The sequence below is a fragment of the Microbacterium sp. Beta genome, assembly GCF_005502545.1.
GTDB classification, from domain to species: Bacteria; Actinomycetota; Actinomycetes; order Actinomycetales; family Microbacteriaceae; genus Microbacterium; species Microbacterium oxydans.
This window is the reverse complement of sequence record NZ_SCOG01000002.1, coordinates 58,624-72,139: the sequence shown is the minus strand read 5'-3', so window position 1 is coordinate 72,139 and position 13,516 is coordinate 58,624. Positions and strand designations below refer to the sequence as shown.

Here is a 13,516-nt window from a genome sequence, read left to right as displayed (position 1 = left end):
CCAGCGCTCCCGAGGCCGGCACACAGGTGGACGAGCCCCATGTGAGGATCGCGAGCTCATGCGCGTCTATCCACGCCGCCGCGGGGGTCTGCGGCGGCATCCGATCGGCCGGGATGATCTCCCCGGTTGCGAGTGCCGGCAGGGTGAGCTCGGCCTTCTCTCCCCCGACCTCGGTCACCCTCTCCCCCGACCTCGGTCACCGTCAGCTCGACAGGGCGGGAGGAGTCGAACCCGGCGGGGAGGCCGAGGTACAGGCCGCGCGCCGTCTGCACAGCGGCACACGCCCGGTCCGGCCCTGCGACGAGCACGATCTCCAGCGACTGCTCCCCCGCCACGAGGTCACCGATCTGCGGTGCGCATGCGTCGCCCCACGTCTTCAGCACGAACGACGTCGCATCGAGCCACGCCGCCCGCGGCGCGTACGAGGCATCGGATGCGTCGGGGTCGGATGTCGACTCCGGGGCCGGGGAGGTGCCCGCAGATGCCGCACAGCCGGCCAGGACTCCGGCGAGCACCACCCCGCCCAGGATCACAGCGGACAGCGTTCGAGGGAGAGCATTCATACTCCTGTGTGTCACGACACCCAGGATCGTCTCATCCACGGCTGGTGGGCCACGCCGCCGACGCAGGGGGCCGGTGCCGGGTCGGAGCCCCGTGTCAGACTGTGCTCGTGACCGATCGCCTCATGCTGCTCGACACCGCCAGCCTCTACTTCCGTGCGTTCTACGGCGTCCCCGACAAGGTGACCGCGCCGGACGGCTCTCCGATCAACGCGGCGCGGGGTCTGCTCGACATCGTCGCCAAGCTCGTCACGCTCTACGAGCCCACGCACGTCATCGCCTGCTGGGACGACGACTGGCGGCCGCAGTGGCGCGTGGATCTCATCCCGAGCTACAAGACGCACCGCGTCGTCGAGGTCATCGCGAATGGGCCCGATGTCGAAGAGGTACCCGACCCGCTCGAAGCGCAGATCCCCCTCATACGCGAGACGCTCGCTGCGATCGGCATCCCCATCATCGGTGTCGCCGACCATGAGGCCGACGACGTCATCGGAACCCTGGCCACCGACGCCACGATGCCGGTAGACATCGTCTCGGGCGACCGCGACCTCTTCCAGCTCGTCGACGATGCCCGCGATGTGCGTGTGATCTACACCGCGCGCGGCATGAGCAATCTCGAAGTCGTGACCGACGCGACGGTCGTCGCGAAGTACGGGGTACTCCCCTCCCAGTACGCCGACTTCGCCACGATGCGCGGCGATTCCTCCGACGGCCTCCCCGGCGTCCCCGGTGTCGGAGACAAGACCGCCGCGACGCTCCTGCAGGCGCACTCCGACCTCGAGGGCATCCGCGCCGCTGCCGAGACGGGAGAAGGCATGAACGCCGGGGTACGCGCGAAGATCCTCGCAGCGACCGCCTACCTCGACGTGGCTCCGACGGTGGTCGCGGTGGCCAGGTCCCTCCCCATCACTGCGCCGGACGTTCCACTCCACGTGCTCGACCCCTCAGAGGTCGACGCGGCGAACACCCTGGCCGAGAAGTGGAATCTCGGCGGCTCCATGACGCGCGCGGTCGCCGCCGTGTCGAAGGCCGCCCTCGCGTCCTGATCGCTCTCGAGGCCGCTGCGTCTACTCCGCCCAGGCGAGCAGTCGGGAAAGCCCCCACGTCGTGACGATCCGCGAGGCGGGAACGCCTGCACGCTCTGCGCGCTCGGCGCCGTGATCGAGCAGAGAGAGCTGTCCTGGTGCGTGCGCATCCGAGTCGATGGAGAACAGGCATCCCGCCTCGAGGGCGATCGCGATCAGTTCGTCCGGTGGATCCTGCCGCTCGGGGCGGGAGTTGATCTCGACGGCGACGCCGTTCTCGGCGCACGCGGCGAAGACCGCAGTCGCATCGAACACCGACTGCGGGCGGGTCCCCCGCTCTCCTTGCACCAATCGCCCGGTGCAGTGGCCGAGCACGTTCACCCGCGGATGCGACACCGCGGCGATCATCCGCGCGGTCATCGGTCGTGCGTCCGTGCGCAGCTTGGAATGCACGGACGCCACGACGATGTCGAGCTCGCCGAGCAAAGAGTCCTCCTGGTCCAGAGTGCCGTCTTCGAGGATATCGACCTCGATACCGGCCAGAAGCGTGAAGCCCTCACCGGACTCCTTGCGCACCAAGGGAATCTGCTCCCGCAGCCGTTCGGCGGAAAGCCCGCGTGCCACGCGAAGTCGCGGCGAGTGATCGGTGATCGCCTGATACTCGTGCCCGAGCGCACGCGCTGCCGCGGCCATCACCGGGATGGGCGTGGTGCCGTCGGACCAGTCAGTGTGCGCATGGAGATCACCGCGCAGCTTCGATCGGAGCACGGATACCCGCTCCGGCTCGACATCGCCGCGCAGTTCGACCAGGTACTCCGGCACCTCCCCGGCCTGAGCCTGCCGGATCACCGCGAACGTCGACTCCCCGATCCCCTTCGCCGCGCGCAGCCGCGTGGGGTCGGCGCGGACGTCCTCGGGAAGGTCCTGCAGCGTCGCCGCCGCCTGCCGGAACGCCTTCGCCCGATACCGGGAGGCCCGCTCGCGCTCGAGCAGAGATGCGATCTCCAGCAGCGCGTCGACGGGATCCACGGTCACTCCTTCGGTGCAGCCAGCTCGCGACTCACCGAGATCCACTGGTCGAGCTTGGCCAGCGCGCGGCCGTCGTCCACCGCAGCCGCCGCCTTGTCGTATCCCTCACGAAGGCGTTCGAGGATCGGTCGCTGCACCTGTGTGGCGTCCTGGGAGAGCTCGAAGGCGACGATGCCCGCGGCGGCGTTGAGGAGCACGATGTCCCGCACCGCGCCCGTCTCGCCCGCGAGGGTTCGCCTGAGCACCTCTGCATTGTGCTGCGGTGACCCTCCGATCAGGTCCGCGAGGTCGGCGATCGGGATGCCTAGATCACGCGGGTCGAGATCGTGCTCATGGATGTCTCCGCGCGTGACCTCCCAGATACGACTGTGCCCCGTGGTGGTCAGCTCGTCGAGCCCGTCATCCCCTCGGAAGACGAGCGCCGTCGCGCCACGCGTTCGGAACACACCGGTGATGAGGGGAACGCGCTCGATCTGTGCGACGCCCACCGCATTGGCCTCCGCGCGGGCCGGGTTGCAGAGCGGTCCGAGCATGTTGAAGACCGTGGGAACGCCGAGCTCGGCGCGGACGGAACCGGCGTGCCTGAACCCGGGATGGAAGGCCCCCGCCCAGGCGAACGTGATCCCGGTGCGATCGAGGATAGAGGAGACCGACGACGGATCGAGCGACAGCTCGAGACCGAGAGCTCCGAGCACGTCAGAGGAGCCGGACGCCGAGCTCGCGGCACGGTTGCCGTGCTTGACCACCGGCACTCCGGTGGCGCCGATGATGATCGCCGCGGTGGTCGAGACGTTCACCGTACCGACGCGATCGCCGCCGGTACCGACGATGTCCAGCACGTCAGGAGAGACAGGAAGAGGCACCGCGGCCTCGAGGATCGCGTCACGGAATCCGACGATCTCGTCGATCGTCTCCCCCTTCGCCCGAAGTGCGACCAGGAAGCCGGCGAGCTGAGCCTCGGTGACACTCCCTTGCATGATCTGGCGCATCGCCCACGTCGACTCCCACACACTGAGATCGCGGCGCTCCAACAGAGAGGTGAGCACGTCGGACCAGGTCAGGGAATCAGCCATGTGTGCGATCCTATCGGCGCGGAGAAAACATGCAGATGCTTCCGGGCGGACGTGCGATCAGCGCCCATCCCTTGTTTCCCGCGGATTCACCGGCTATTCGCAGTGTTTTCTTAGGGTCCCCTAAGTCGAACTCAGGCAATCCTGGGCCCGCAGGTGCAAGAATCACGCCCGCGGATCGGCCATAATGGAGGGGTGACGACCTCAGCGACGTATGCCCCGGCGGCGAGAACGATTAAGCGGCCCAACCCGGTAGCTGTCGGCACCATTGTGTGGCTCGGCAGCGAGGTGATGTTCTTCGCGGGACTCTTCGCGATCTACTTCACCCTCCGCAGCACCTCTCCGGAGCTGTGGGCGGACCGGACCGAGCTGCTGAACGTCCCGTTCGCCGCAGTGAACACTGCGATCCTGGTGCTCTCCTCGTTCACGTGCCAGATGGGCGTGTTCGCGGCAGAAGACCTGCAGCCCTACAAGATCGGCAAGGGACAGAAGAACGGCGCCGGCCGCCGTCGTCTGTTCGGCTGGGGAATGGTCGAGTGGTTCTTCCTCACCTTCGCCCTCGGCGCGATCTTCGTCTCCGGCCAGGTCTGGGAGTACGCGCAGCTGGTGGCTGAAGGCATGCCGATCAGCGCAGACTCGTACGCCTCCGCGTTCTACCTGACCACGGGCTTCCACGCCCTGCACGTCACGGGTGGCCTGGTCGCGTTCCTGCTCGTCATCGGCCGCGCCTACGCGGTCAAGAACTTCCGGCACAAGGAGGCGACCTCCTCGATCGTGGTGTCCTACTACTGGCACTTCGTCGACGTCGTCTGGATCGTGCTGTTCCTCGTTATCTACTTCCTGAAATAAGAGCGGAGCTGATCCCCGAGATGGCACGAGAGAAGAAGCGCCGTTCCAGCGGTCGTCGCAGCCCTTTGGCGGCGGCCGCGCTCATCGGAGCAGGCCTCATGATCACCGGCGCTGTGTACGCCGGAGCGACCGCCGCGTTCGCCGCGACCGACACCCAGTCGGCTGCGACCTCGCAGCTGACGGTGGAAGACGGCAAGAAGCTGTTCACCGCCAACTGCGCCACCTGCCACGGTCTCGACCTGCAGGGAACCGCCAACGGCCCCAGCCTGTACGGCGTGGGTGAGCTGGCCACCGAATTCCAGCTGTCGACCGGCCGCATGCCGCTGCAGATGCAGGGCCCGCAGGCTCCGCAGAAGGCACCGCAGTTCACCGAGGACCAGATCCTCGCCATGGCCGCCTTCGTCCAGTCCGAGGCTCCTGGCCCGACATTCCCGTCGGACCAGATCCTCGACGGCAAGGGCGATGTCTCCAACGGTGCGGAGCTCTTCCGCGTCAACTGCGCGATGTGCCACAACGTGGCCGCAGCCGGTGGAGCGCTCACCGAGGGCAAGTACGCTCCCGGTCTCGGCGAGACCAGTGCACTGCACATGTACGCGGCCATGGTCACCGGCCCGCAGAACATGCCGGTCTTCGGCGACATGAACCTGTCCGACGAGGACAAGCGCGACATCATCTCGGCACTGCTCTTCCAGCAGCAGTCCGTGCAGATCGGTGGATTCTCGCTCGGCTCGCTCGGACCGGTCTCCGAGGGCCTGTTCGTGTGGATCTTCGGTATCGGCGCGCTCGTCGCCGTCACCGTGTGGATCACGGCGAAGTCCAACTGACGCTTAATCATCGAAGAGGAACGTACGAGGAGCACCATGGCACACGACGACGACTCGCAGGCTCTTGACAGGGCCTACCAGCCCTCTCCAGGGCTGGGTGTCGCAGTCAGCGATCCCGTGCAGAACCCCGGGCTTCCGCCGCACCGCGAGCGGATGACCGACAAGGACCCGCGCGCAGAGAAGGCCGCTGTCCGCACTGTCTACACGCTGTTCTACCTCTCGCTCGCCGGGAGCATCTGGGCGGTCGCCGCCTACATGCTGTTCCCGATCGAGAGCGGCGCGCTCATCGACATCCGTCAGAACAACCTCTTCATCGGTCTCGGCATCGCTCTCGCGCTGCTGGCCCTCGGCATCGGTGCGATCCACTGGTCCAAGGCGCTCATGTCCGACAAGGAGTTCATCGAGCACCGCCACCCGACCCGCGGCAAGGACTCCACGCGTGAGGCGGCCATCAAGGCCTTCTCGGACGCGAACGAGGAGTCCGGTTTCGGCCGTCGCACCATGATCCGCAACTCGCTGTTCGCCGCGATCGTCGCCTCGATCATCCCTGGTGTGACGCTCTTCCGCGGACTGGCTCCGCACTCCACACCGGATGACCCCACTGCGGGAGATCCGGTCGTGCTTCTCAAGCACACCATGTGGGAAGAGGGAGCACGCCTGGTGCGCGACCCCGACGGCACACCGATCCGCGCGGCCGACGTCACGCTCGGCTCCGCTTTCCACGTGATCCCGGAAGAGCTCGCCACCCTCAGCCACAGCGACGGTTACCTCGAGGAGAAGGCCAAGGCCATCGTGCTGATGATGCGCCTGCGTCCCGAGCAGCTGATCGAGGCCGAGGACCGCAAGGACTGGTCGTACGACGGCATCGTCGCCTACTCCAAGGTCTGCACGCACGTCGGCTGCCCTGTGGCACTGTACGAGCAGCAGACACATCACCTGCTGTGCCCGTGCCACCAGTCGCAGTTCGACGTCACGGACCACGCAAAGGTCATCTTCGGCCCGGCGGCACGTCCGCTGCCGCAGCTGCCCATCACCGTCGATGACGAGGGCTACCTGGTCGCACGCAGCGACTTCACGGAACCCGTCGGCCCGAGCTTCTGGGAGCGCCATTGAGCACCGCAACGCTGTCCAAAGAGGACAAGGACACCAAGGCGCCCCTCGGCGGTCGCTTCGTCGGTGCCGCGTCGAACTACATCGATGAGCGCACCAGCCTCTCCGGCTTCGTCAAGGAGCTGGGACGCAAGATCTTCCCCGACCACTGGTCGTTCATGCTCGGCGAGATCGCCCTGTGGAGCTTCGTGGTCGTGTTCCTCTCCGGAACCTTCCTGACGTTCTTCTTCCAGGCGTCGATGGTCGAGACCCACTACACCGGCGCCTACGCGCCGATGCGTGGAATCGAGATGTCCGCGGCTCTCGAGTCGTCCCTGCACATCTCGTTCGACCTGCGCGGTGGCCTTCTGGTCCGCCAGATCCACCACTGGGCGGCTCTGGTGTTCATCGCCGGCATCGGCGTGCACATGCTCCGCGTGTTCTTCACCGGTGCGTTCCGCAAGCCGCGCGAGCTGAACTGGGTGATCGGTTTCATCCTCTTCATCCTCGCGATGGCCGAGGGCTTCACCGGCTACTCGCTGCCCGACGACCTGCTCTCGGGTAACGGTCTCCGCATCATCGACGGAATGATCAAGGGCCTCCCCCTGATCGGCACGTGGACCTCCTTCCTCCTGTTCGGCGGAGAGTTCCCGGGCACCGACATCGTCGGCCGCCTCTACACGCTGCACATCCTGCTGCTGCCGATGCTGGTGATCGCGCTGATCGTCGTGCACCTCATGCTGATGATCATCAACAAGCACACGCAGTTCGCCGGCCCCGGCCGCACGAACGACAACGTCGTGGGCTACCCGATGATGCCGGTCTACATGTCCAAGATGGGCGGCTACCTGTTCATCGTCTTCGGCACCATCGTGTTGATCGCGACCTTCTTCCAGATCAACCCGATCTGGAACTACGGCCCGTACGACCCCTCCCCCGTCTCCGCCGGCACCCAGCCGGACTGGTACATCGGCTTCGCGGATGGCGCCCTGCGTCTCGCTCCGTCGAACTGGGACATCGTCTTCCTGAACCACACCTGGTCCTTCGGAATCATCGCGCCTGTTCTGGTCCTCGGTCTGTTCATCGTGGCCGTGGCGATCTACCCCTTCATCGAGGCGTGGGTCACCGGCGACAAGCGCGAGCACCACATCGCACAGCGCCCCCGCAACGCGGCCACCCGCACCGCGATCGGCGTCGCAGGCGTCATCTTCTACGCCGTGCTGTGGGCTGCCGCATCCTCCGACCTCATCGCGACGCACTTCATGCTCACGATGGAAGGCGTCATCCACACCCTGCAGGCGCTGCTCTTCCTCGGACCTATCCTCGGCTACTTCATCACCAAGCGCATCTGCATCGCGCTGCAGAAGAAGGACCGCGAGATCGTCCTGCACGGTTACGAGTCGGGCCGCATCGTCCGCCTCCCCGGCGGCGAGTTCATCGAGGTGCACCAGCCCGTCGACAAGTACGACCGCTGGAAGCTCATCGACGTCGACACCTACGAGCCGCTCGTGGTGCGTCCGAACGCGAAGGGTCGCATCCCGTGGACGGAGAACCTCCGTTCTTCGATCTCGCGCTGGTTCTTCGAGGACCGTCTGGCGCCGCTCACCCAGGCGGAGGTCGAGGCCGCGGATGCTCACCAGCACCACGTCACGGCTCAGAACGACGAGACCGAGGCTGCGGAGATCCAGGGCGCGCACGAGCGTGCAGGATTCCCCGACGCCCCGCTCACGGTCGACGAGACGCACGTCGACGAGACGCCCAACACCCCCAGCACGGTCATCGCGACCGAGCCGGTGAAGAAACCCCGCAAGAAGTCGGAGGACGGCGAGTAGTCGCCGCTCCCCCACTGTTGAAGGCCTCGTCCACGCGGACGGGGCCTTCATCGTTGTTGCCGAATGAGAGGATCGAACCATGTCTTCCGCCGTCCAACTGATCCGGGCCACTTCCCTCGCCGATGCTCCCTATGCCTACGCCGCGACAGCCCCGTCCGGATCACGCCTCATCTTCCTTGCGGGCGCGTGTCCGCTCAACGACGACGGCTCGACCGCCGCGCCCGGCGATTACGCGGCACAAGCAGCCAGGTGTGTGGAGACCCTCGAGGAGGCGCTCGACGTCGCCGGCGCGTCCCTCACCGATGTCATCAGCACACGAGTACTGGTAGCCTCCTCGTCCCAGGCCGACCTCGTCACCGCCTGGGATGTGGTCCACGCCGCCTTCGGCGCGCACGACGTCCCCAGCACCCTCCTCGGCGTCACGGTGCTCGGATACGACCACCAGCTCGTGGAGATCGAGGCCATCGCCGCCGTGGCCGACTGACCTCGGCCAACTGATCCTGGCTGCCAGATCATGGAGATCGTCATCCGTCCGGCCACCCCTGACGACGACGCCGCCACCGAACGCATCGAGATCGCCGCGGATGCGCTGCTGGTCGACCGTTTCGGCGCGGTCGACTGGCCTCCCCCTACGCCCGCGGTCGAACGCACGTCGTCGCCGGGGTTCGTGTTGGTCGCCGAGCACACCGACGACGCAGCAGTCGAGCCCCCTGTCGTCGGGTTCGCCCACGTGCTCGAGATCGATGGCCATGCGCACCTCGAACAGCTTTCCGTGCTTCCGTCATACGGGCGCCGGGGAATCGGTCGTGAGCTCGTCGAGGCTGCTCTCACGGAGGCACGGGACCGCGGGTACGCAGAGATCACGCTCCGCACGTATGTGGATGTGCCCTGGAATGCCCCCTTCTACAGCTCCTGTGGTTTCGTCGCGAGCGATCCGGACACTCCGCTGCTCCGGAAGCTCGTCGAGGTCGAATCCGCGCTCGGTCTCTTCGAGTATGGTCCGCGCGTGCAGATGACTGCATCACTCTGAATTGCGGGAGCGGAACAGGCCTCCTGCGATTCGTGGGCAGGATGTGACCGCATTCGCGCGTCACGAGACGGGATTCCGCTGTCGACGTCTCGCATCGGCTCCTTAGGCTGAGGGAATGATCGATCGCACCGACTTCTATGAGGCCAAACTGACCTACGAGACCGACTCCAGCGACGTCCATGCCGCAATCAAGGCCGGTGTGAACCTGGTGGTGATCGACGTCCGTTCGGACGAGGCATGGGCTCAGGGGCGCGTCGCCGGCGCCGTGCACATGCATTACAGCGAGATCGCCTCCCGTGCCCCGAGGGAGATCCCTGCGGACACCGATGTCGTGGTCTACTGCTGGAGCCCTGGGTGCAATGCGGGTGCGAAGGGTGCGCTCGAGTTCGCACGCCTCGGCTATCGGGTGCGCGAGATGATCGGCGGCTTCGAGTACTGGGTCAGGGAAGGGTACGCGGTGGAGGACGCCGATGGCGTGCATCATCGCCCGGTGGATCCGCTCACCGGGATCGCTCGGATCCGCACCCGCGCCTGAACACGACTGTCGCTACACAGGAAGAAGGCCCCCGGACGGATCCGAGGGCCTTCTTTCGATACGCGGTATCAGCGGGCGAAGTTGCCGCGGTAGTACTCGTATACCCAACCGACGATCGCGACGACGAAGATCGCCAGCCCGATCGGGAGAAGGAAGTGGCCGACTGCCAGGCCCACCACGAAGACACCGGCTGATGCGGCCAGGACGATGGGCCACCACGACCACGGGCTGAACTCGCCGAGCTCCGGGTCACCGTCGTCGATGTCCGACGTCAGGATGTCCTCCGGCAGCTCGCCGCGCTGGGCCTTGTGGGTGCGGTCGAGGTAGAACGCGATCATCGCGGCCATGAAAGCGGCGAAGAACAGGGCGACCGTGCCGACCCACTCGACCCGCATGGCGAAGTCGTCGTTAGGCGTGGCGAGGATGTGCCAGCCGGTGTAGACGACTCCGACGAGGGCGAAGAACGCCGTCAGGATCCACCAGAGAATGACGTTGTCGCGCATGACTTAGTGGGCCTCTCGCTCGCCGGGAGCCGTCGTGGCGAACTCCGCAGCTTCCGGGTGATTCAGGTCGAACGCAGGACGCTCGCTGCGAATGCGCGGGATCGACGTGAAGTTGTGTCGCGGCGGCGGGCAGGACGTCGCCCACTCGAGCGATCCGCCGTAGCCCCACGGGTCGTTGACCGTGACCTTCGGAGCCTTGCGTGCCGTGATCCAGACGTTCAGGAAGAACGGCAGCATCGAGGCGCCGAGGATGATGGCACCGATCGTGGAAACCTGGTTCTGCCAGGTCCAGCCGTCGGCTTCCGAGTAGTCGGCGTAACGACGCACCATGCCGTCGACACCCAGCCAGTGCTGGATGAGGAACGTCATGTGGAAGCCGATGAACAGCAGCCAGAAGTGCACGTAGCCGAGACGCTCGTTCAGCATGCGTCCTGTCCACTTGGGCCACCAGAAGTAGAAGCCGGCGAACATGGCGAACACCACGGTTCCGAACACCACGTAGTGGAAGTGGGCGACGACGAAGTACGAGTCGGAAAGGGCGAAGTCCAGCGGCGGAGCCGCGAGGATGACACCCGTCAGACCACCGAAGACGAACGAGACGAGGAAGCCGAGTGCGAAGACCATCGGCGTCTCGAAGGTCACCGAACCTCGCCAGAGCGTACCGATCCAGTTGAAGATCTTCACACCCGTCGGCACAGCGATGAGCATGGTCATCAGAGCGAAGAACGGCAGCAGGACCGAGCCCGTCACGTACATGTGGTGAGCCCACACGGCGACGGACAGCGCCGCGATGGCGATCGTCGCGTAGACGAGGGTCTTGTATCCGAAGATCGGCTTGCGGCTGAAGACCGGGAAGATCTCGGAGACGATGCCGAAGAACGGCAGCGCGATGATGTAGACCTCAGGGTGTCCGAAGAACCAGAACAGGTGCTGCCAGAGCAGGACTCCGCCGTTGGCCGGGTCGTAGATGTGCGCACCGAGGATACGGTCTGCAGCAGCAGCGAAGATGGCCGCGGCCAGCACCGGGAATGCCATCAGAATGAGCAGGCTCGTGATGAGCGTGTTCCACGAGAAGATCGGCATGCGCCACATGGTCATACCGGGCGCACGCATCGTGATGATCGTGGTGATGAAGTTGACGGCACCGAGGATGGTACCGAAACCGGAGATGCCGAGACCGACCATCCAGAGGTTTCCACCTGCGCCAGGCGAGAACGACGCTCCCGCCAGTGGCTGGTACGCGAACCATCCGAAGGAGGCCGCGCCCTGCGGGGTCAGGAAGCCGGCGACGGCGATCGTGGAGCCGAAGAGGAAGAGCCAGAAGGCGAAGGCGTTCAGACGCGGGAAGGCGACGTCAGGGGCGCCGATCTGCAGCGGCAGGATGGCGTTGGCGAACCCGGCGAACAGCGGCGTCGCGAACATCAGCAGCATGATCGTGCCGTGCATCGTGAAGAGCTGGTTGTACTGCTCCTTCGTCGGGATGATCTGCATGCCCGGCGCGAACAGCTCTGCGCGGATGACGAGAGCCATCACACCGCCGAGGAGGAAGAACATCACCGACGCGATCAAGTACATGTACCCGATCGTCTTGTGGTCGGTGGAGGTGATCCACTTGACGACGATGTTGCCCTTCTGCTCGACGCGCGAGGAGCTCATGAGAGCGGCCTGGCGTGCGGGCAGAGTGCTGGGACGCGAGCGGGGGGACTCGTCGGTACGGGGAGCTTCTGTGGTCGACATGGCTTACTCCCCTCCTTCCTCGGTGTCGGTCTTCGGGGTGGTCCCCGGCAGGTTCGCGAGACGGTCGTACGCACCGGTGATGTCGCCGGTGTTGCCCTTCTCCTCGAGCGATGCCACGTAGGCGTCGTAGTCGCTCTGGGAGACCACCTTCACGTTGAAGAGCATCATGGAGTGGTACTCACCGCAGAGCTCGGCGCACTTGCCGGCGTACTCTCCCTCTCGAGTCGGGATGAACGACCAGGAGTTGTCCTTCCCGATGAACATGTCCTTCTTGTACAGGAAGTCGATGATCCAGAAGGAGTGGATGACGTCGCGCGACTGAAGGTTGATCGTGACCTTCTTGTCGACGGGCAGCACCAGGGTCGGCAGCTGTGCCTGGTCGATGTTGCCGTCCTTGTCGGGCTGCGCCTGGACGCCCATCGTCCAGACGGCGTCGGAGTTGTCCTCCTCCTCGCCGTCGTACTGGAAGTCCCAGGCCCACTGCTTCGCGATCGCGGTGATCTCGACGTCGGGGTCGTCCCACTTCGCCTCGATCTCGGACTGGTCGCGAGCCGTGAAGAAGAACATGCCCAGCACGAGGATGAGCGGCACGATCGTGTAGAAGATCTCGATCGGCATGTTGTAGCGCATCTGCACCGGGAGGCCGGTCTGGCCCTTGCGGCGGCGGTAGGCGATCGCAGCCCAGGCCATCAGGCCCCAGGTGATGATGCCGACGGCGAGGAGCACGATCCAGGAGTTGACCCAGAGCGACGAGACGCGCTCGGTCTGGTTGGTGGCTGCGGGACCACCCTCCACGAAGCCCGGAAGAAAGCCGTTCAGCTCGGTGGGAGAGCATCCCGCCAGGGCCAAGGCTGCCGCAACTCCCACAGGGAGGGCGGCCCAACGAAGGCTGCGTTTCGAGGGCACGATGCACCTTTCAGATCGCGAACAGAGCACACCCAAGTCTAGGGCAACCTCACACCTGATTCATGCCATCCACGCAGGTTATGAAACCAGAACGGCCGCCGTCACCAGCGGTGACGGCGGCCGTGTGCACGGCGCGGGATCAGTGGAAGCTGTCGCCGCAGGCGCAGCTTCCCGCCGCGTTGGGGTTGTCGATCGTGAAGCCCTGCTCGGAGATCGTGTCCTTGAAGTCGATCGCCGCACCGTCGAGGTACGGGACGCTCATGTTGTCGATGATGACCTCCACGCCGTCGAAGTCGACGGTCTCGTCACCCTCGAGGTAGCGCTCGTCGAAGTACAGCTGGTAGATCAGGCCCGAGCATCCGCCCGGCTGCACGGCAACGCGCAGCCGCAGATCGTCGCGGCCCTCCTGCTCCAGGAGGTTCTTCACCTTGGTGGCAGCAGCGTCGGTCAGGGTGACGCCGTGTGCGCGGGTGGTCTCTGGGGAGAGTGTGGTGTCGCTCATGTCGCTCCTTGTGACGGGCCGCGGG

Annotated in this window: 15 protein-coding genes; 8 read left to right on the top strand and 7 right to left on the bottom strand. The window is 65.8% G+C overall.

Translation table 11 applies throughout. The features are described 5' to 3' along the window. Nucleotides 1-56: 56 nt before the first annotated feature. A complete protein-coding gene (locus FFS56_RS03075; protein ID WP_127012078.1) occupies nt 57-563 on the bottom strand; it encodes a hypothetical protein in 507 nt (168 codons plus the stop codon). A gap of 107 nt (nt 564-670) precedes the next feature. On the opposite strand from FFS56_RS03075, the gene FFS56_RS03070 reads away from it, so the two are divergent. Beyond that, on the top strand, nt 671-1,606 hold the full coding sequence (locus FFS56_RS03070; RefSeq protein ID WP_127012077.1) for a 5'-3' exonuclease: 936 nt from the start codon (nt 671-673) through the stop codon (nt 1,604-1,606). 21 nt (nt 1,607-1,627) lie between these two features. Here FFS56_RS03070 and FFS56_RS03065 read toward each other — a convergent pair whose 3' ends face one another. Both FFS56_RS03065 and trpD read right to left on the bottom strand, forming a co-directional pair. After that, nucleotides 1,628-2,614, bottom strand: coding sequence for a PHP domain-containing protein (locus tag FFS56_RS03065; RefSeq protein WP_171011007.1), 987 nt, complete (start codon nt 2,612-2,614; stop codon nt 1,628-1,630). A gap of 2 nt (nt 2,615-2,616) precedes the next feature. Next, on the bottom strand, nt 2,617-3,687 hold the full coding sequence (gene trpD, locus FFS56_RS03060) for an anthranilate phosphoribosyltransferase (RefSeq protein ID WP_046749293.1): 1,071 nt from the start codon (nt 3,685-3,687) through the stop codon (nt 2,617-2,619). 288 nt (nt 3,688-3,975) lie between these two features. Between trpD and FFS56_RS03055 the strand changes: the two genes are divergently transcribed. The 7 genes from FFS56_RS03055 (at nt 3,976) to FFS56_RS03025 (ending at nt 9,843) form a co-directional block, all read left to right on the top strand. Beyond that, nucleotides 3,976-4,533: a heme-copper oxidase subunit III gene (locus FFS56_RS03055; RefSeq protein ID WP_227751204.1), complete on the top strand. Its 558-nt coding sequence runs from the start codon at nt 3,976-3,978 to the stop codon at nt 4,531-4,533. Between the two features lie 20 nt (nt 4,534-4,553). Then, a complete protein-coding gene (locus FFS56_RS03050; protein ID WP_046749294.1) occupies nt 4,554-5,357 on the top strand; it encodes a c-type cytochrome in 804 nt (267 codons plus the stop codon). 36 nt (nt 5,358-5,393) lie between these two features. Next, a complete protein-coding gene (locus FFS56_RS03045; RefSeq protein WP_046749295.1) occupies nt 5,394-6,470 on the top strand; it encodes a Rieske (2Fe-2S) protein in 1,077 nt (358 codons plus the stop codon). Continuing rightward, on the top strand, nt 6,467-8,278 hold the full coding sequence (locus FFS56_RS03040; protein WP_046749296.1) for a cytochrome bc complex cytochrome b subunit: 1,812 nt from the start codon (nt 6,467-6,469) through the stop codon (nt 8,276-8,278). Before FFS56_RS03045 ends, FFS56_RS03040 begins: the two co-directional genes overlap by 4 nt. Nucleotides 8,279-8,357: 79 nt before the next feature. Further along, nucleotides 8,358-8,762: a Rid family hydrolase gene (locus FFS56_RS03035; RefSeq protein ID WP_046749297.1), complete on the top strand. Its 405-nt coding sequence runs from the start codon at nt 8,358-8,360 to the stop codon at nt 8,760-8,762. A gap of 30 nt (nt 8,763-8,792) precedes the next feature. Next, on the top strand, nt 8,793-9,308 hold the full coding sequence (locus FFS56_RS03030; protein WP_046749298.1) for a GNAT family N-acetyltransferase: 516 nt from the start codon (nt 8,793-8,795) through the stop codon (nt 9,306-9,308). Nucleotides 9,309-9,423: 115 nt separating this feature from the next. Continuing rightward, nucleotides 9,424-9,843 carry a rhodanese-like domain-containing protein gene (locus tag FFS56_RS03025; RefSeq protein WP_046749299.1) on the top strand — a complete coding sequence of 140 codons (420 nt, stop codon included), beginning with the start codon at nt 9,424-9,426 and terminating at the stop codon, nt 9,841-9,843. Nucleotides 9,844-9,911: 68 nt separating this feature from the next. Here the strand turns inward: FFS56_RS03025 and FFS56_RS03020 are convergent, their stop codons facing one another. From FFS56_RS03020 to erpA, 4 genes are all read right to left on the bottom strand, one after another. Further along, nucleotides 9,912-10,346: a cytochrome c oxidase subunit 4 gene (locus FFS56_RS03020; protein ID WP_046749300.1), complete on the bottom strand. Its 435-nt coding sequence runs from the start codon at nt 10,344-10,346 to the stop codon at nt 9,912-9,914. Nucleotides 10,347-10,349: 3 nt separating this feature from the next. Continuing rightward, the gene (ctaD, locus tag FFS56_RS03015; RefSeq protein ID WP_171011008.1) at nt 10,350-12,083 is read right to left on the bottom strand and encodes a cytochrome c oxidase subunit I; all 1,734 of its coding nucleotides are present in this window, start codon (nt 12,081-12,083) and stop codon (nt 10,350-10,352) included. Between the two features lie 3 nt (nt 12,084-12,086). Beyond that, entirely contained in the window at nt 12,087-12,989 is a 903-nt protein-coding gene (gene coxB / locus FFS56_RS03010) for a cytochrome c oxidase subunit II (protein WP_046749301.1), read from the bottom strand. A gap of 139 nt (nt 12,990-13,128) precedes the next feature. Continuing rightward, the gene (gene erpA / locus FFS56_RS03005) at nt 13,129-13,491 is read right to left on the bottom strand and encodes an iron-sulfur cluster insertion protein ErpA (RefSeq protein ID WP_017830247.1); all 363 of its coding nucleotides are present in this window, start codon (nt 13,489-13,491) and stop codon (nt 13,129-13,131) included. Between the last annotated feature and the right edge of the window lie 25 nt (nt 13,492-13,516).

What these genes read in the sequence shown, in the direction of transcription:
- FFS56_RS03075 (WP_127012078.1), bottom strand. Translation starts at nt 563, where the DNA reads ATGAATGCTCTCCCTCGAACGCTGTCCGCTGTGATCCTGGGCGGGGTG.
- trpD (WP_046749293.1), bottom strand. Translation starts at nt 3,687, where the DNA reads ATGGCTGATTCCCTGACCTGGTCCGACGTGCTCACCTCTCTGTTGGAG.
- FFS56_RS03055 (WP_227751204.1), top strand. Translation starts at nt 3,976, where the DNA reads ATGTTCTTCGCGGGACTCTTCGCGATCTACTTCACCCTCCGCAGCACC.
- FFS56_RS03050 (WP_046749294.1), top strand. Translation starts at nt 4,554, where the DNA reads ATGGCACGAGAGAAGAAGCGCCGTTCCAGCGGTCGTCGCAGCCCTTTG.
- FFS56_RS03045 (WP_046749295.1), top strand. Translation starts at nt 5,394, where the DNA reads ATGGCACACGACGACGACTCGCAGGCTCTTGACAGGGCCTACCAGCCC.
- FFS56_RS03035 (WP_046749297.1), top strand. Translation starts at nt 8,358, where the DNA reads ATGTCTTCCGCCGTCCAACTGATCCGGGCCACTTCCCTCGCCGATGCT.
- FFS56_RS03030 (WP_046749298.1), top strand. Translation starts at nt 8,793, where the DNA reads ATGGAGATCGTCATCCGTCCGGCCACCCCTGACGACGACGCCGCCACC.
- FFS56_RS03025 (WP_046749299.1), top strand. Translation starts at nt 9,424, where the DNA reads ATGATCGATCGCACCGACTTCTATGAGGCCAAACTGACCTACGAGACC.
- FFS56_RS03020 (WP_046749300.1), bottom strand. Translation starts at nt 10,346, where the DNA reads ATGCGCGACAACGTCATTCTCTGGTGGATCCTGACGGCGTTCTTCGCC.
- ctaD (WP_171011008.1), bottom strand. Translation starts at nt 12,083, where the DNA reads ATGTCGACCACAGAAGCTCCCCGTACCGACGAGTCCCCCCGCTCGCGT.
- erpA (WP_017830247.1), bottom strand. Translation starts at nt 13,491, where the DNA reads ATGAGCGACACCACACTCTCCCCAGAGACCACCCGCGCACACGGCGTC.